Annotated in this window: 13 protein-coding genes; 10 read left to right on the top strand and 3 right to left on the bottom strand. The window is 70.4% G+C overall.

What is annotated here, in order from left to right:
* Positions 1-66 precede the first annotated feature (66 nt).
* Positions 67-2,643 (bottom strand): EAL domain-containing protein, encoded by a 2,577-nt coding sequence (locus tag QMX80_RS05835; protein WP_282275841.1) that lies wholly within the window; start codon positions 2,641-2,643, stop codon positions 67-69.
* 121 nt (positions 2,644-2,764) lie between these two features.
* On the opposite strand from QMX80_RS05835, the gene QMX80_RS05830 reads away from it, so the two are divergent.
* The 4 genes from QMX80_RS05830 to QMX80_RS05815 all read left to right on the top strand — a co-directional run bounded on the left by QMX80_RS05830 (position 2,765) and on the right by QMX80_RS05815 (position 7,573).
* A complete protein-coding gene (locus tag QMX80_RS05830) occupies positions 2,765-3,556 on the top strand; it encodes a lysophospholipid acyltransferase family protein (RefSeq protein ID WP_055772790.1) in 792 nt (263 codons plus the stop codon).
* A 173-nt stretch (positions 3,557-3,729) separates the two neighbouring features.
* Positions 3,730-4,758, top strand: a complete 1,029-nt coding sequence (locus QMX80_RS05825) for an alpha/beta fold hydrolase (RefSeq protein WP_200911413.1) — start codon at positions 3,730-3,732, stop codon at positions 4,756-4,758.
* 76 nt (positions 4,759-4,834) lie between these two features.
* Positions 4,835-6,904 carry a tetratricopeptide repeat protein gene (locus QMX80_RS05820; protein WP_055772793.1) on the top strand — a complete coding sequence of 690 codons (2,070 nt, stop codon included), beginning with the start codon at positions 4,835-4,837 and terminating at the stop codon, positions 6,902-6,904.
* 57 nt (positions 6,905-6,961) lie between these two features.
* Entirely contained in the window at positions 6,962-7,573 is a 612-nt protein-coding gene (locus tag QMX80_RS05815) for a YbhB/YbcL family Raf kinase inhibitor-like protein (RefSeq protein WP_273084753.1), read from the top strand.
* Between the two features lie 167 nt (positions 7,574-7,740).
* On the opposite strand, the gene QMX80_RS05810 is transcribed toward QMX80_RS05815, so the two are convergent.
* Together QMX80_RS05810 and QMX80_RS05805 are read right to left on the bottom strand one after the other, a co-directional pair.
* Positions 7,741-8,553: an META and DUF4377 domain-containing protein gene (locus QMX80_RS05810; protein ID WP_282275836.1), complete on the bottom strand. Its 813-nt coding sequence runs from the start codon at positions 8,551-8,553 to the stop codon at positions 7,741-7,743.
* 85 nt (positions 8,554-8,638) lie between these two features.
* Positions 8,639-9,433 (bottom strand): undecaprenyl-diphosphate phosphatase, encoded by a 795-nt coding sequence (locus QMX80_RS05805; RefSeq protein WP_055772802.1) that lies wholly within the window; start codon positions 9,431-9,433, stop codon positions 8,639-8,641.
* Positions 9,434-9,645: 212 nt separating this feature from the next.
* On the opposite strand from QMX80_RS05805, the gene glnA reads away from it, so the two are divergent.
* The 6 genes from glnA to QMX80_RS05775 form a co-directional block, all read left to right on the top strand.
* Positions 9,646-11,055, top strand: a complete 1,410-nt coding sequence (gene glnA, locus QMX80_RS05800; protein WP_055772805.1) for a type I glutamate--ammonia ligase — start codon at positions 9,646-9,648, stop codon at positions 11,053-11,055.
* A 285-nt stretch (positions 11,056-11,340) separates the two neighbouring features.
* Positions 11,341-11,679: a P-II family nitrogen regulator gene (locus QMX80_RS05795; protein WP_282275834.1), complete on the top strand. Its 339-nt coding sequence runs from the start codon at positions 11,341-11,343 to the stop codon at positions 11,677-11,679.
* Between the two features lie 86 nt (positions 11,680-11,765).
* Complete coding sequence (gene amt / locus QMX80_RS05790) at positions 11,766-13,109, top strand: ammonium transporter (RefSeq protein ID WP_282275833.1); 1,344 nt, start codon at positions 11,766-11,768, stop codon at positions 13,107-13,109.
* A 79-nt stretch (positions 13,110-13,188) separates the two neighbouring features.
* Positions 13,189-14,247 (top strand): ATP-binding protein, encoded by a 1,059-nt coding sequence (locus QMX80_RS05785; RefSeq protein ID WP_282275831.1) that lies wholly within the window; start codon positions 13,189-13,191, stop codon positions 14,245-14,247.
* A complete protein-coding gene (ntrC, locus tag QMX80_RS05780; protein WP_282275829.1) occupies positions 14,240-15,673 on the top strand; it encodes a nitrogen regulation protein NR(I) in 1,434 nt (477 codons plus the stop codon). Before QMX80_RS05785 ends, ntrC begins: the two co-directional genes overlap by 8 nt.
* Positions 15,674-15,885: 212 nt before the next feature.
* On the top strand, positions 15,886-17,105 hold a 1,220-nt coding region (locus QMX80_RS05775), incomplete at its 3' end, for a serine/threonine-protein kinase (RefSeq protein ID WP_282275828.1).

The raw sequence follows: 17,105 nt of genomic DNA, 5'->3' as shown, positions 1-17,105 counted from the left end.
CCTGTAGCGCCGGGCAGCGCCCGGCGGGGCTTTGCCGGTAGGGCTTCAGCGGGGCGTTGCCCCGCGTTACGCCTGTGCGGTGCGGATCGCCGGCATGCGCCCGCGTATCCAGGATTCCAGTTCGGGCGCCGGCAGGGCCGGCGTGAAATGGTAGCCCTGCGCGATGCAGTAGCCCTGTTCGCCGAGCAGGCGCAGCTGTTCGGCGCTTTCCACGCCCTCGGCAACCACCGTCAGCCGCAGGCTCTGGCCGATATGGGCGATGGCCCGGGTCAGGGCGCTGGCCACTTCGTCGCTCTCGATGCCGCGGACGAAGCTGCGGTCCAGCTTGAGTTCGCTGATCGGCAGCAGGCGCAGGTAGCTCAGGCTGGAGTAGCCGGTGCCGAAGTCGTCCATCGACAGGCGCACGCCCAGCGCGTGCACCGCATGCAGCGTGCGCAGGGTGCTGGGGTCGGTGTCCAGCAGCACGTCCTCGGTGATCTCCACGGTCAGGTCGCCCGGCGCCAGCGCTTCGCGCCGCAGCACCTGTTCGATCCGCAGCGGCAGTTCCAGGTCGTGGAAGTTGGTGGGCGACAGGTTCACCGCCACCGACGGTACCTCCAGCCCGGCGCGCCGCCACCGCGCCAGCTGCGCGCAGGCTTCCTCCAATACCCAGTGGCCGATGTCGCCGATCAGGCCGCATTCCTCGGCCAGCGGAATGAACCGCATCGGCGATACATCGCCCAGGTGCGGGTGCCGCCAGCGTGCCAGCGCCTCCACGCCGCGCAGGCAGCCATCGCCGATGCCGACCTGCGGCTGGTAATGCAGGTGCAGCTGGCGCCGTTCGACCGCTTCGCGCAGCGCCGTCTCCAGCGCCAGCCGTTCCTGCGCGTTGTGGTCCATTTCCCGGGAATAGAAGCGCGCGCCGTTGCGGCCGCTGTTCTTGGCCTGGTACATGGCCATGTCGGCATGGTGCAGCAGGGTCTCGGTGTCATGGCCGTCGTGCGGGAACATGCTGATGCCGACGCTGGCCGACGGCCGGATCTGCACATCGTCCAACTGCAGCGGCAGCGACAGCCGGCGCAGGATGCGCTCGGCGCGTTCGCCGGCCACTTGCGCATCGCAGGAGCTGAGCACCATCACGAACTCGTCGCCGGACAGGCGGCCGACGATGTCGGCCGTGCCGGCCTCGTCCTGCAGGCGGCGCGAGACCGCGCGCAGCAGCTGGTCGCCGCCCGGATGGCCGAACGAGTCGTTGATCTGCTTGAACCGGTCCAGGTCGATGAACAGCACCGCCAGCGCCTGGCCGGCAGCACCTGCCGTGGCGATCGCCTGGTCGGTCTGGGCGTGCAGCAGGTTGCGGTTGGGCAGGCCGGTCAGGTCGTCGTAGAAGGCCAGCCGGCGGATGCGGTTGCGCGCTTCCTCGCGCTCCAGCGCCAGCGCGCACAGGTGCACTATCACTTCGACCAGGCGGCGATGGAAGGCGTCGGGTTCGTGCGGGTGGCGGTAATAGAAGGCGAAGGTGCCCAGCACGCGGCCGTCGCTGGCCTTGATCGGCGTGGACCAGCACGCCGCCAGCCCATGTTCCAGCGCCAGGTGGCTGATGCCCTGCCAGTTCGGATCCAGCGCGATGTCGCGCGCCACCACCATCTGTCCGGTATGCGCGGCCGTGCCGCAGCTGCCCACGCCGGGGCCGACCGGTATGCCGTCCACCTGCCGCGTATAGGCTTCGGGCAGGCTGGGCGCGGCCAGGGTGCGCAGCCGCCCGTCCTCCACCCGCAACACCGAGCACAGCACCTGCGGCGCGGTCTGCTCCACGTCGCGGCACATCATCTGCATCACCTCGCTGGTGGGCACCTCGCGCACCAGCGCGTCCAGCATCCGGTGCTGCAGTACCTCGTGCACCTTGGTGTGGGTGATGTCCATCAGCACGATGACCAGGTTGGCCAGCGTGCCGTAGTCGTCGAAGATCGGGTTGATGCTGATCGAGCACCATAGCGGGCGGCCGTCGCGGCAGGCCACGCGCTCGTCGCAGCACACCGGGTCGCCGGCCAGCAGGCGCTTGGCATGGGCCAGTACCGCGCGGCGGCGCGGGCGGTCCGGCACCAGCAGCCTTGCGACATGGCGGCGCAGGGCCTGGCTGGCATCGAAACCGAACAGCCGGCAGAAGCCCTTGTTCAGATGCACGACACGGCCGCGCGCGTCGGCGATGAGGACCGCGCTCTGGGTCTCGTCGAAGCCGAGCGAAAGCAGCCGCTCGCGTTCCTGGCGCTGGCGCCGGGCGGTCACGTCGCGGATGAAAGCCATGTGCAGCTGGCCGTCCGCGCCGGGCGTCTGTGCCAGCGACACGCTGATCCAGCGCATCTGCCCGTCCTTGCGCACCAGCTGCACGTCGCGCGGTTGGCTGGCCAGTTCCCGCACGCGGTTGGCCGAGCCCGGATGCAGGTCGCTGTCATAGCGTTCGCGCATGGCCGCAGGCGCGAGGATGCCCAGGTTGCGGCCCACCGCCTCGGCGCACGGCCAGCCGGACAGGACTTCCATGGCCTTGTTGAAATGCACGATGCGGTTCTGGGCATCGAACAGGATCACGCCGCTGTCGACCTGTTCCAGCGCCGCCGAGAACAGGGGCAGCATGTCCCCGGCCAGCGACCGCGATAACCGCTCCATGTTTCCGCTCCCCTGAAGGCGTGAACGGATTTATACCGCGTTGCCTGCGTGTGCGGGTGACAGCGCGCAGGCGCTGTCGGTCCGCTGGCGGAAGCCGGACCGCATCCGGTATCGTGCGCGGATGACTTCCCCCCGTCCCGCCCGCCCGGGCAGCGTGGCGCGTGCGTTCCGCTATCTGTACCGCGTGCCGCTGCTGCTGGTCCACGTCGTGGTCTTCCTGCCGCTGATCCTGCTGCTGATGGCGCCGCCGTTCGGCCGCCTCGGCACGGCTGCCGACCCGCTGGAACACAAGGTGGTGCGCTGGTGGTCGGGCGGGCTGATGTGGATCTTCGGCTTCCGCCTGCGCCGCCGCGGCCAGCCGCTGCCGGGGGCGGTGCTGTTCGTCGCCAACCATGTCGGCTGGGTCGACATCAGCATGATCCACAGCCAGAAGATGGTCGGCTTCGTCGCCAAGCGCGAGATCGCCGGCTGGCCGCTGGTCGGCTGGCTGGCCAGCCGCGGCCACACCATCTACCACCAGCGCGGCAACACCGAGTCGCTGGGCGGGGTGATGGAGGAAATGGCCAACCGGCTGCGCGAGGGCCGGCCGGTGGCGGTATTCCCGGAAGGCCGCACCCGTGGCGGACACGAGGTCGGCCCGTTCCATGCGCGCATCTTCCAGGCCGCAGTCGAGACCGGCGTGCCGGTGCAGCCGGTGGCGCTGCGTTACGGCGTGCGCGGCGACGCGCAGACGCGGGTCGCGTTCGCGCCGGGCGAGAGCTTCTTCGGCAACTTCCTGCGCCTGCTGGGCGAGCCGGCGCGGCGTGCCGAGGTGCATTTCCTCGAGCCGGTCGGCAGCCACGACCTGGAAGGGCGCCGGCGCATCGCCGAGACTTCGCGCGCGCGCATCGTGGCGGCGATGGAAGGTCCGTAACGGCGTGTTTCCGTGGCGTTCGTCCTGCAAGCCGCATGCGATGCCCGGAACGCCCTCGTGTCCCGCGTGCGCGCGGCTGCCGGGCGGCGCTGCAGGCCGCTCGTGAGGGGCTGCCGGCCGACGCTGGCGGTTCACGCCTTCTCCCGCCGGGAGCGCGCAGCATGAGCGCCATGTTGAGCGCCGCCCAGTACCAGCCGCCGCGTTGGCTGCGCAATCCGCACCTGCAGTCGATGCTGGCGTCCAGCGGCGTGCGCCTGCGCCATGGCCAGCGGTTGCTTGCGTCCAGCGGCGCGGTTACCCGCGAACTGATCCTCGACGGTGGCGACGGCGTGCGCCTGCAGGCCTGGCACAGCCGCCTGCCGGGCAATGCCCCGGTCGGCCTGGCGCTGCTGCTGCATGGCTGGGAGGGCAGCGCCGAATCCAGCTACATGCGCATGACCGCCGCGCGCATGCTCGAACGGGGCTTCGACGTGGTGCGGCTGAATTTCCGCGACCACGGCAATACCCATCACCTCAATCCGGGCATCTTCCATTCCTGCCGCATCGGCGAAGTGGTGCAGGCCGCCGGCGACGTGGCGAGCCGTTTCCCCGGCCTGCCGCTGGTGGCGGCGGGCTATTCGCTGGGCGGCAACTTCGTGCTGCGCCTGGCCCTGCACGCGCCCGCCGCCGGCGTGCCGCTGCGGCACGTGGCGGCGGTATGCCCGGTGCTGGACCCGGCGCTGACCATGGACAGCATCGAGCGCGGCCCGGCGATGTACGACTGGTATTTCCGCCGCAAATGGACCGGCTCGCTGCGGCGCAAGCGCGAACTGTTCCCCGAACTGGCCGACTGCGACGACGCGGTGCTGAAGCTGGACATCCGCGCGCTGACCGGCTGGCTGGTCCAGAGGCATACCGCCTTCGCCACGCTGCAGGACTATTTCGACGGTTATTCGATCGCCGGGCAGCGCCTGTCCGCGCTGCAGGTGCCGGCGGACATCCTGATGGCGCGCGACGATCCGGTGATCCCGTTCACCACTTTCCGCCACTGGCGCCTGCCGGCGCACGCGCGGCTGGAGATCGCACGCTGGGGCGGGCACTGCGGCTTCATCGAGAACCTGCGCGGCGACGGCTTCTCCGAACGCTGGGTGGCGCAGCGCCTGTCCGCCGCGGTGGGCATGGAGCGGGCGGCGCAAGCCATGGCGGTTCCGGTCGGCTCCTGAGCATTCCGGTTCCGGCGCAGGACGGCGGCGCGCGGACGCCGGCTACAATGGCTTTTTGCGCCTACGCCGGACCGCCATGCAAGACACGATCATCCAAGCCCTGCGCCGCAACGCCACCGACGAAGCCGTAGCCGCGGCCCGGCAATGGGTCGGCGCCGAACCACAGCAGCCGCAGGCCCATCGCTGGCTGGCGCTGGCCCTGCAGCAGCAGGGCGACGCCGCTGCCGCCCAGGCCAGCCTCGAACAGGCGCTGGCGCTGGCCCCGGACGATGCCGCCCTGCACCTGCAGCACGCCGGCCTGCTGCTGGCCCAGCGCCGCATCGACGACGCCGGGCAGGCGCTGGAGCGCACCACCGCGCTCAATCCCAACGAATTCTCCGCCTACCTGATGCAGGCGCACCTGGCGCTGGCCCGCGAGGACATCGAGGAGGCCGAGCGCCTGGGCCGCATGGCCGCGCGCGTGGAGCCGGACAGCCCGGAACTGGGTGCCATCGAAGGCATGGTCGCGCTGCGCCGCGGCGACGCCGACCGCGCGCTGGCGGTGCTGTCGGCGGCCAGCCGGCGCCTGCCCGACGATCCGCGCGTGCTCTACGCGCTGGGCTTCGCCTATCTGGCCAAGGATCTTCTGGCCTTCGCCGAGCAGGCGTTCCGCCGCGTGGTCGAGCTGAATCCCTCCAACCGTGCGCTGCAGGGCCTGCTGGTGCAGCTGGCGTTGCGCCAGGGCCATCCCGACCGCGCCGCCGAAGTGATGCGCCAGGTGCTGTCCACGCCGGAAGGCGACACCCTGGGCATGCGCCGGCTGGCCGGCGAGCTGGAACTGGCCTCGGGCCAGCCGCTGCAGGCGCTGGAATACCTGCGTCCGCTGCTGGCGGAACTGCCCGGCGACCGCGCCACCCTGCAGATGTTGCTGGTCGCCTGGCAGCGCCTGGGCCGCGAGGAAGAGGCGCGCGCCGACCTGGACGCGGCACTGGCCGCCCAGCCTCAGCTGCACGACCTGTGGCTGGCGCGACTGGCGGTGGAGCCGGTCGGCAGCCCGGAAGCGGTGGAGGTGGTCGAACGCTGGCTGGCGGCGATGCCCGACCACCTGCCGGCGCTGGAAGCGCGCCTGAGCCTGCACGACATGAGCGGGGAAGCCGACGCTGCCGAAGCGGTGGCGCGGCGCATCGTCGCGCTGGAACCGGGACGGGTCAGTGGCGAGCAGCGCATCGTCGAAGCCCTGCTTGCACGCGAGCCGGCGGCTGCCATCGCCCATGTGCAGGCCCTGATCGACAGCGCCCCGGAAGCCGCGCATCCGGAACTGCGGGTGTGGCTGGGCGTGGTGCAGGACCGTGCCGACGAACCGGCCGCGGCGCTGGCCACCTGGCTGCGCCTGCATGGCGACCTGGCGCCGTCGCGGCTGCCGTTGCCGCCGCAGGCCAGGGCTCCGGCCGAATGGCCGCCGCTGGGCCAGGTCGCGCAGGACAACCCGGTGCGGCCGCTGTTCGTGTGGGGCGCGCCGGGCTCGGGCGTGGAGCGGGTGGTGACGGTGCTGGCTGCCAGCAGCCAGGTGCTGCGCGGCGACCGCTTCGGGGCCAATCCGCCGGACGATGCCTTCCAGAATTTCCACACCCTGCAGCGCCTGGCCGACGACGCGCTGAGCCCGGCGCAGTTCGTGCAGCAATGGCGCGATGCCCTGCCGGCGCGCGGCATCGCCGACGGCAACGTGATCGACTGGCTGCTGTGGTGGGACAACGCCCTGCTGTGGGCGCTGCGCCCGCAGCTGCCGGAAGGCCGCCTGGTGATCGCCGTGCGCGACCCGCGCGACATGCTGGTCGAATGGCTGGCGCTGGGCGCGCCGGCGCCGATGGCGTTGACCTCGGCCGACGAGGCCGCGCGCTGGTTGGCGCGCGCGCTGGAACAGGTGGCCGATCTGCACGAACAAGACCTCTACACCCACCTGATCCTGCGCATCGACGGTGCGGTCAACGACCCGGTGGCGATGGGCGATCTGCTGGAACAGGCCTTCGGCCTGCGCTTCCCGCAGGTGCCCAGCCTCGGCCCGGCCACCATCGAGGGCGGCCATTGGCGCAGGTACGCGCAGGTGCTGGCGGCCGAATTCGCGCACCTGGCCCCGGTCGCCGTGCGGCTGGGCTATCCCGAAGCCTGAGTACAGGATCCACGCGGGTGCCGGCCATGGGCCGGCGCCCCCATCAGGAGAAGGCAGATGAAACTGAGCAGCCAGAGTTTCGGCAACGGCCAGCCGATCCCGGCCGGATTCGCCGCCGGCGACGCCAGCGGCTTCGCCGCGAACCGCAACCCGCAGCTGGCCTGGAGCGATGTGCCGGACGGCACCCGCTCGTTCGCGCTGGTCTGCGTGGACCCGGATGTCCCGACCGTGCCGGAAATGGTCGGCCGCGACGACGTCGCCATCCCGCTGGAGCAGCCGCGCGGTGACTTCATCCACTGGGTGATGGTGGACATTCCCGCGTCGCTGCGCGAGATCGCCGCCGGCAGCTGCAGCGAGGGCTTCAGCGCACGCGGCAAGCAGCCGCCGATGGGCCCGGCGGGCGCGCGCCAGGGCATGAACGACTACACCGGCTGGTTCGCCGGCAACCCGGACATGGCTGGCCTGTACCGCGGCTACGATGGCCCGTATCCGCCGTTCAACGACGAGCGCGTGCACCGGTATTTCTTCCGGCTGTTCGCGCTGGACGTGGACCGCCTGCAGGTCGAAGGCGATTTCACCGCTGCCGATGCGTACCGCGCCATGCACGGCCATGTGCTGGCCGAAGCCACGGTGCATGGCACCTACACGCTCAATCCGGCTTTGGGTTGAGCGGTGCCGTACGTGCGGGGCTTGCCCCGCACGGAAGCTCGAATCCGCGCGCGTGGATGTACGTGCCGTCGCAGGAATACCTGCACGACGCCCATCGTGCTCCTGCCGGATGGAAAGAAGGGCGCCGCATGGCGCCCTTCATCGTTTTCAACCACTGGCGATGCCGGTTACTTCTTCACCACTTCCGAGCCGACCACCATGTCCAGCACATAGGCGCGCGAGGAGGCGTCGGCCGGCGGGTTCTTCACCTCGTAGCGCTTGACCCGCAGCACGTTGCGCACGCCGTCCTCGTGGGCATAGCCCTCGATGCTGTCGTAGAAATTGTAGAACTCGCCGCGCTTGCCCTGTTCCAGGCCCTTGTCGTCGTAGTGCACTTCGCGCACCTGCAGGCACTGCATGTTGCGGATCAGCGGATGCGAACAGGGCTTGGTCCGCGAGTCGACTTCAAGGAACACGGTTTCGCCCGGACCGCCGTAGCGGGTCTCGGCGGTCGGTTCGCCGCGGAAGGCCAGCACGTCGCCGGTGGCGCTGGTCAGCTTGAGCGTGGCAGCGTCGAGCTGGTCGATCTTCAGCGTGCCTTCCAGGCGGCTGCCCACGGCCTGGTCCAGCGCCATCAGCGCCTGGTCGGTACAGGCCATCATCGTCGAGGCCATGCGCGAGACGGTCATCTCGTTGCCGGCCAGGGTGTAGCCGCCGCCCATGTGGTTGCAGGCGTTGTCCACGGAAAGGCGGCCATCGGCGAAATCCAGCGTGACCGGCTTGTCGGCGCGTGCGAACAGCGCGTCGATGCGCTTGCCGCTGCTGTCGGTGGCGGCATCCAGTACCCAGTGGTTGGCGCCGAGCAGCTTGCCGTCGATGGGCGCCGCCGCCGCGGCCGCTGGCGCCTTCGCGGGCGCGGCATTGCCCTCGGCGGCGGACGGGGCGTTGTTGCAGGCGGTCATCAGGGCAATGGGCAGGGCCAGCAGCAGGATGCGCTTCATGTGGTACTCCTTGGGACGCAGTTGGAAAGAACGGATGCAGAAACGTAGGACGCCGGCTGCAGGGGTTGCCGGCTGTCTGCTGCATTCAGTTTCCAGCAGGCAGGAACAGCAGGAGCGCGGCGCCAAGGGCGAGCCTGTATATCGCGAACCACGTGAAGCGATGGTGCTTGATATAGCCCAGCAACCACTTCACCACCACGAAACCGGTGATCACCGCGGCGGCGAAGGCGATGCCGACATCGCCCCAGTCCTGGTGGCCCAGCTGGCCGTGCCGGGCCAGTTCCAGGAAGGCATAGGCGCTGGCCGCGAACATGGTCGGGATGCCGACCAGGAACACGAACTCGGCCGCGGCCGCGCGCCGGCTCAGGCCCAGCAGCATGGCCAGGAAAATCGCCGCGGCCGAGCGCGAGGTGCCCGGGAACACGCCGGCCACCACCTGCGCCAGGCCCACGCCGACGGCGATCTTCCAGGTGACCGTGTCGCGTTCGGGCATGCGTTCGGCCCAGCGTTCGGCCAGCAGCATCCACACGCCGCCGATGACCAGCGCCCAGGCCACCGGCGTCACCGTCTCGGGCAATTGCCAGCCGGCCAGGCGCACCGGCAGGCCGACCAGCGCGGTCACCAGGAACGCGGTGCCCAGCTTGAGCACGTAGTCGCGGTTCTCGCGTTCGCCCAGTCCGGTGGCCAGCGACCACAGGCGCTGCCGGAACACCAGGACGACGGCGATGATGGCGCCGGCCTGGATGACGATGTTGAAGAAGTCCGAGCGGGCGCCGAGCCAGCGTTCGGCGATCAGCAGGTGGCCGGTGCTGGAAACGGGCAGGAATTCGGTGAGGCCTTCGAGGATGCCAAGCAGCAGGGCGGAAATCGGGTCGGACATGGGTGTGGGCCGGGAAAGGACCGGCAGAGGATAGAGCATCAAGCTTTCTGCACCCATGCAGTGCGTCTTTTCATGAAATGCACCTATTTGGTGCATTTTGGGGCTGAAGGATTCGTCGGATTCCTTTGGAAACAATGGCTTGCGAATCACCGAAAGTTGGCACGCGAGTTGCTCTTATCAAGGCACGCCACTTCCATCCGAGGTTTTGCCCGATGTCCCTGGAAAATATCGAGAAGCTGATCAAGGACAACCAGATCGAGTTCGTCGATCTGCGTTTCGTCGACATGCGCGGCATCGAGCAGCACGTGACCTTCCCGGTCTCCATCGTCGAGCCGGCGTTGTTCGAGGAAGGCAAGATGTTCGATGGCAGCTCCATGGCCGGCTGGAAGGGCATCGCCGAATCGGACATGGTGCTGTTGCCCGACGCCGACACCGCCTACATCGACCCGTTCTACAACGACCCGACGCTGGTGCTGACCTGCGACGTGCTCGACCCGGCCACCATGCAGGGCTACGGCCGCTGCCCGCGCGGCATCGCCAAGCGCGCCGAGGCCTACCTGAAGTCCTCCGGCATCGCCGACCTGGCCTTCTTCGGTCCGGAACCGGAATTCTTCATCTTCGATTCGGTGCAGTTCGGCAACGAGATGGGCCACACCTTCTTCAAGATCAACTCCGAGGAAGGCGCCTGGAACACCGGCAAGAGCTACGACGGCACCAACACCGGCTATCGCCCGGCGGTGAAGGGCGGTTACTTCCCGGTGCCGCCGACCGATTCGCTGCACGACATCCGCGCCGAGATGTGCAAGGTGCTGACGCAGGTCGGCATCGAGGTCGAAGTGCACCACCACGAAGTGGCCAATGCCGGCCAGTGCGAGATCGGCGCCAAGTTCAACACGCTGGTCAGCAAGGCCGACGAACTGCTGCGCATGAAGCACGTGATCCGCAACGTCGCTCACCGCAACGGCAAGACCGCCAGCTTCATGCCCAAGCCGATCGTCGGCGACAACGGCAGCGGCATGCACGTGCACCAGTCGCTGGCCAAGGAAGGCAAGAACCTGTTCTCCGGCGACGGCTACGGCGGCCTGTCGCAGATGGCGCTGTGGTACATCGGCGGCATCTTCAAGCACGCCCGCGCCATCAACGCCTTCGCCAACGCCGGCACCAACAGCTACAAGCGCCTGGTGCCGGGTTTCGAGGCGCCGGTGATGCTGGCCTACTCGGCGCGCAACCGCTCGGCGTCGTGCCGCATCCCGTGGGTGTCCAACCCGAAGGCGCGCCGCATCGAGATGCGCTTCCCGGATCCGATCCAGTCCGGCTACCTGACCTTCACCGCGCTGATGATGGCCGGCCTGGACGGCATCAAGAACCAGATCGACCCCGGCGCTCCTTCGGACAAGGACCTGTACGACCTGCCGCCGGAAGAAGAGAAGCTGATCCCGCAGGTGTGCTCCTCGCTCGACCAGGCGCTGGAAGCCCTGGACAAGGACCGCGAGTTCCTCAAGGCCGGCGGCGTGATGAGCGATGATTTCATCGACGGCTACATCGCGCTGAAGATGAAGGAAGTCACCGCGTTCCGCGCGGCGACCCATCCGCTGGAATACCAGCTGTACTACGGCTGCTGATCGAGGCGGCCGCCGTCGCGCGGCCGTCCCTCCCTTGCCGCCGGCAACGGCGGCGATGGCAAAGTCCCTCCCTCCCGCTTTCGCCATCGCCGCCACCCGGCGGCAAACCCCGGCAACATCCAGGCAGTGGCAAGAGAACCCGGAAACGCGCCGCGTGGGCCAAGCTTCGTCCCCGCGTCACCGGCCCGCAGCGCCTCCGGAGCAACGCCAGCGGCCGTTCCCTGGCCGATGGACGACACGATGCCGGCCCGCGTCGGCCGGCCTCCTCCACATCGGGAACCGCGCATGAAACTGATCTCCGCCATCATCCGCCCGTTCAAGCTCGACGAAGTGCGCGAAGCCCTGGGCGCAGCCGGCGTATCCGGCATCACCGTCACCGAGGTCAAGGGCTTCGGCCGGCAGAAGGGCCACACCGAGCTGTACCGCGGCGCCGAGTACGTGGTCGATTTCCTGCCCAAGATCCGCATCGAGACCGCCGTCACCGACGACAACGTGGATGTGGTGATCGAAACCCTGCAGGCCGCAGCCGGCACCGGCAAGATCGGCGACGGCAAGATCTTCGTCACCCCGCTCGAGCAGGTGGTGCGCATCCGCACCGGCGAAACAGGCGCCGACGCGCTCTGAGTACCCGCTGACGCCCCGTCCTCCGGTGGCGGCCGCCGCCGGGCAGCGGCAGGTCGCCGGCAGCTTTCCCCCAACCGGAGTCGACAATGCGAACGGAAATTTTCACCGGGCCCAGGGCCCGGGTCGGTGGTCTGTGCCTGTCATCCGCGCCCGCTGGCCTTGCGCTGGCGATGCTTCCCCTGGCTGCATCGGCGCAGGAAGCCGCGCCCGCGTTCGACCGCGGTGACGTGGCCTGGATGCTGACCTCCACGCTGCTGGTGCTGATGATGGTGGTACCCGGGCTGGCGCTGTTCTACGGCGGCCTGGTGCGCGCCAAGAACGTGCTGTCGGTGCTCAGCCAGGTGCTGGTGGCGTTCTCGCTGGTGCTGCTGCTGTGGGTGGCCTACGGCTACAGCGTGGTGTTCAGCGCGGGCAATGCGCTGTTCGGCTCGTTCACGCAGTTCGCCTTCCTCCGCGGCTTCGGCCCGGGATCGGTGGGCAACACGCCCGTCGCCGGCCTGCCGGATTACCTGTTCGTGGCCTTCCAGTCCACGTTCGCCGGCATCACCACCGCCCTGATCGTCGGCGCCTTCGCCGAGCGCATCCGCTTCCGCGCGGTGCTGCTGTTCTCGGCGCTGTGGTTCACCCTGGGCTACCTGCCGGTGGCGCACACCGTCTGGGGCGGCGGCTGGCTGGGCGAGATGGGCGCCATCGACTTCGCCGGCGGCACCGTGGTGCACATCAACGCGGGCGTGGCGGGACTGGTGGCGGCATGGTTCGCCGGCAAGCGCCTGGGCTACGGACAGGTGGCCTTGAAGCCGCACAACCTGCCGTTGACCTGGCTGGGCGCGATGCTGCTGTGGGTCGGCTGGTTCGGCTTCAACGCCGGTTCGGCGGCCGCCGCCGACACCGTGGCGGCGCTGGCCTTCCTCAATACCCTGCTGGCCACCGCGGCGGCGGTGCTGGGCTGGACGCTGGTGGAAGCGGCGACCAAGGGCCATCCCTCGGCGCTGGGCGCGGCCTCGGGCGCGGTCGCCGGCCTGGTCGGGGTGACGCCCGCCTGCGGCACGGTGGGGCCGCTGGGTGCCATCGTGATCGGCTTCGTCACCGGCATGCTCTGCGTATGGGGCGTCACCGGGCTCAAGCGCCTGCTGCGGGCCGACGACACCGCCGACGTGTTCGGCGTGCATGGTGTCGGCGGCATCGTCGGCGCGATCCTCACCGGCGTGTTCAGCGCGCAGTCGCTCGGCGGTACCCGGGCCGGGCTGGATATCGCGCAGCAGCTGTGGGTGCAGGTGGTCGGCGTCGGCTTCACCGTGCTGTGGAGCGCGCTGGCCACCGCGCTGGCGCTGCTGGTGGTGCGCGCGCTGGTCGGCCTGCGCGTGGGCGAAGAGGCCGAGCGTACCGGCCTGGACATCAGCAGCCATGGCGAATCGGCCTACGAGACGTGAGCCGGATGGGCGGCGCAACCGGTGGGCGCCGGCCCTGCAGGAATCGGCAGGGCGGCCGTCTTTGCACTACATTGGTGCAATGCGCGATTCCGGATTCCCGCCCACCCCAGACATGATGGCCACGCCCCTGGTGTGGGCCGCGCCGGACGGCCGCATCGCCGGGGCGAATCCGGCGTTCTGCCGCTGGCTGGGGGTCAGCGTGCGGCGCCTGCTGGGGCAGCCGCTGGCCTCGCTGGAAAGCCAGGGAGAGGATCTGGCGGAACGACTGGGCCAGCGGGAAGGCACCGACGCCGAGCGCCTACCGCGGCTGGCGCTGGCGCTGCCGGGCGAGCGCGCCCGTTTCGCCGAGGGCTGGCTGACGCCGCTGGATGCCGGCGGCTGGCTGCTGGAGGCGCACCCGGTGGATGAGTTCGCCGCGCCCGATCCGGCGCAGGTGCTGCCCGGCGCCTTCGCCGCCGCGCTCAAGGGGCTGGCCCATGAACTGCGCAATCCGCTGGCCGGGCTGAAGGGCGCGGCGCAGCTGCTGGCGCGCCGCGCGGGCAACCGCGATGCCGCCGAAAGCGAACTGATCGAACTGATCGGCGCGGAGATCGAACGCCTCAACACCCTGCTCGAACAGCTGCTGTCGCCGGCGCCGCAGCGGCCGCACGCACCGCTCAACATCCACGCCGCGCTCGAGCGGGTGCTGCGCCTGGCCGAGAACGAGGCCGGCTGGGCATTACAGCTGCAGCGCGACTACGACCCGAGCATCCCGGAATTTTCCGGCGACGCCGACCGCCTGACCCAGGCGCTGCTCAACCTGGTGCGCAACGCGATCCAGGCCGGCGCCACCCGCATCGTGCTGCGCACCCGCGTCGAGCATGGGGTGCGCGTCACCGAGCATGCCCCGCCGCTGGCGCTGCGCCTGGAAGTGGCCGACGACGGCCGCGGCGTGCCCGACGATCTGGCCGAGCACCTGTTCCTGCCGCTGGTCAGCGGCCGCGCCGAAGGCACCGGCCTCGGCCTGGCGCTGGCGCAGCAGGTGGCGCGCGAACACCGCGGCACGCTGAGTTTCCGCTCGCGCCCCGGGCATACCGTGTTCACCCTGCTGCTGCCGTTGCCGGCTGTCGGCGAGGACAGGGAGATGGCCGATGCCTGACGTTCCCACGCCGGCAGCCACGATCTGGGTGGTGGACGACGACCGTTCGGTGCGTTTCGTCCTGACCACCGCGCTGCGCGATGCCGGCTACACCGTGGAGGGTTTCGACAGCGCCGCGGCGGCGCTCGACGCATCAGCGCGGCAGCCGCTGCCCGACCTGCTGTTCACCGACGTGCGCATGCCCGGCGACGACGGGCTGGTCCTGCTGGAAAAACTCAAGGCCGCGCATCCGCAGCTGCCGGTGATCGTGATGTCGGCCTACACCGACGTGGCCAGCACCGCCGGTGCGTTCCGCGGCGGCGCGCACGAATTCCTGTCCAAGCCGTTCGACCTGGACGACGCGGTGGAACTGGCGCGTCGCGCGCTGCCCGAACCCGAGGCCCGCGTGGAAACGCCGCGCGCCCCAGCGGAGGGCGGCCAGGCGCCGCAGCTGATCGGCGACACCCCGGCCATGCGCGCGCTGTTCCGCGCCATCGGGCGGTTGGCGCAGGCGCCGCTGTCGGTGCTGATCAACGGCGAGACCGGTACCGGCAAGGAACTGGTGGCCAATGCGCTGCACCGCGAATCGCCGCGCGCGCGCGGCCCGTTCGTCGCGCTCAACACCGCCGCCATTCCCGCCGAACTGCTGGAAAGCGAACTGTTCGGCCACGAAGCCGGCGCCTTCACCGGCGCGGCCAGGCGCCACATCGGCCGCTTCGAGCAGGCCCACGGCGGCACCCTGTTCCTGGACGAGATCGGCGACATGCCGCTGCCGCTGCAGACCCGGCTGCTGCGGGTGCTGGCCGAAGGCGAGTTCTTCCGCGTTGGCGGGCGCGAGCTGATCCACGTCGACGTGCGCGTGGTCGCCGCTACCCACCAGGACCTGGAGGCGCTGGTCGAGCAGGGCCGCTTCCGCGCCGACCTGCTGCACCGGCTGGACATGGTGCGGTTGTGGCTGCCGCCGTTGCGCGAACGGCTGGACGATGTGGCGAGGCTGGCCGCGACTTTCCTCGCCGGCGCGTCGCGCCGCCTCGACATGCCGCCCAAGCGCCTGTCCTCCGCCGCCGTACAGGCGCTGCGCCAGCACGATTGGCCCGGCAACGTACGCGAGCTGGAGAACGTGTGCTGGCGCCTGGCCGCGCTGGCGGTGGCCGACACCATTTCCGCGGACGATGTGCATGCGGCGCTGGCCCGTGGCGGCCGCGCGCGCGTGGGCGGAACCGCGACCGCACCCGCGCAATGGGACCAGGCACTGGCGCAGTGGGCGCGCCAGCGCCTGGCCGAAGGCGCCAGCGGACTGCATGCCGAAGTGCGCGAACGCATGGAGGCGGTGCTGCTGGAGGCGGCGCTGGCCGCCACCGATGGTCATCGCGGCGACGCCGCGGCGCGCCTTGGCCTTGGCCGCAACACCGTCACCCGCAAGCTGGGAGCGGGGCGCAGGCGCTGACCGGATCCATCCTTGTCCATCCCGGACTCCTGCCGGCCGGGCGGAATCGGGGGCGGGGCGGCCGTGTATGATCGGCTCCCGATGGAGAAGCCGCTGCCACCTTCGGACATGGCCGGCCAGGCGCGGGGCGTGGCGGATGGCCGGCCGCAGAGGCGCGCGGCACCGGCGCATGGCCCGCGCCCCCTGCATGCCTGGCCTGTACCCCGCATACCATGCTGAACGCCGATGCCTGGAACCGTCTGACCGACCTGTTCCACCGCGCCACCGAACTGCCCGAATCCGAGCGGATCACCTTCATCCATTCGCATGCCGGCGACGACCCGGAGCTGCAGCGCGAGCTGCTGGCGCTGATCGTCGCCGACACCGACGCCACGCGGCTGCGCGCTCCGTTGCGGCAGGCGGTCAAAGCCGTGGTGCAGGCCCGCGATGCGGAGGTGGCGTCCGGGACGCGCTTCGGCCCGTGGGCGGTGGAGCGGCTGATCGGCTCGGGGGGCATGGGGCGCGTCTACCTGGCCCGGCGCGCGGACGGCGCCTATGAGCGCGAGGTCGCGCTCAAGCTCGTGCACACGTCTGCGCTGGACGAGCGCCGCCACGGTCGTTTCGAGTACGAGTGCCGATTGCTGGCGCAGATGCAGCACCCCGCCATCGCGCAGATCCATGACGCCGGCGTCGACGCGGACGGCCACGCATGGCTGGTGATGGAGTACATCCACGGGCAGCCGCTCTCCGCATGGTGCGACCAGGACGCGTCGAGCCTGCGCCAGCGCGTCGAGCTGCTGGCCAGGGCCGCCGAAGGCGTGCAGCACGCGCACCAGAAGGGCGTCATCCATCGCGATCTGAAACCGGGCAACATCCTGGTCGCCACGGTCGATGGACAACCCCTGCCGAAGATCATCGACTTCGGCATCGCCATCGAGACCGAAGGCGCGGCCGACGCGGTGGGCGGCGGCACGCCCGGCTACATGAGCCCGGAACAGGCGGCGCCGGGCGGCGACATCGATGCGCGCAGCGATGTGTACTCGCTTGGCGCGCTGCTGTACGAGCTCGCCTGCGGCGTGCGTCCGGAACCCGGCTCCGGCATTCCCCCGTCGGGATGCCTGCGGGCACTGCCGGATGGACGGCAACGGGAAGCCGCGGCGCTGCGCAGGACCACGCCGCGGCGGTTGCTGCGCGAACTGCGCGACGGACTGGATGCGATCGCGCTCAAGGCGCTGCAGGCCGAGCCCGCCGCGCGCTACGACTCGGTATCGTCGCTGCTGGACGACCTGCGGCGCTGGCTCGCCCACTATCCGCCGCGCGCGGCGGGGACCGCGCGGCTGTTGGCGATGCGCTCGTTCGTACGCCGGAACCGGCTGATGGTGGCCGCCCCCCCCCCCCGGGGGGGGGGGCGGGGTTTCGGGCCGGGCCACACCCCCCGGGGGCGGGGCCGCGC

Origin of the sequence: Stenotrophomonas sp. PS02297, assembly GCF_029959705.1 — a bacterium.
In the GTDB taxonomy this organism is placed as follows: Bacteria; Pseudomonadota; Gammaproteobacteria; order Xanthomonadales; family Xanthomonadaceae; genus Stenotrophomonas; species Stenotrophomonas nitritireducens.
The sequence above is the reverse complement of the archived record's forward strand: the minus strand, read 5'-3'. Positions and strand labels throughout refer to the sequence as shown.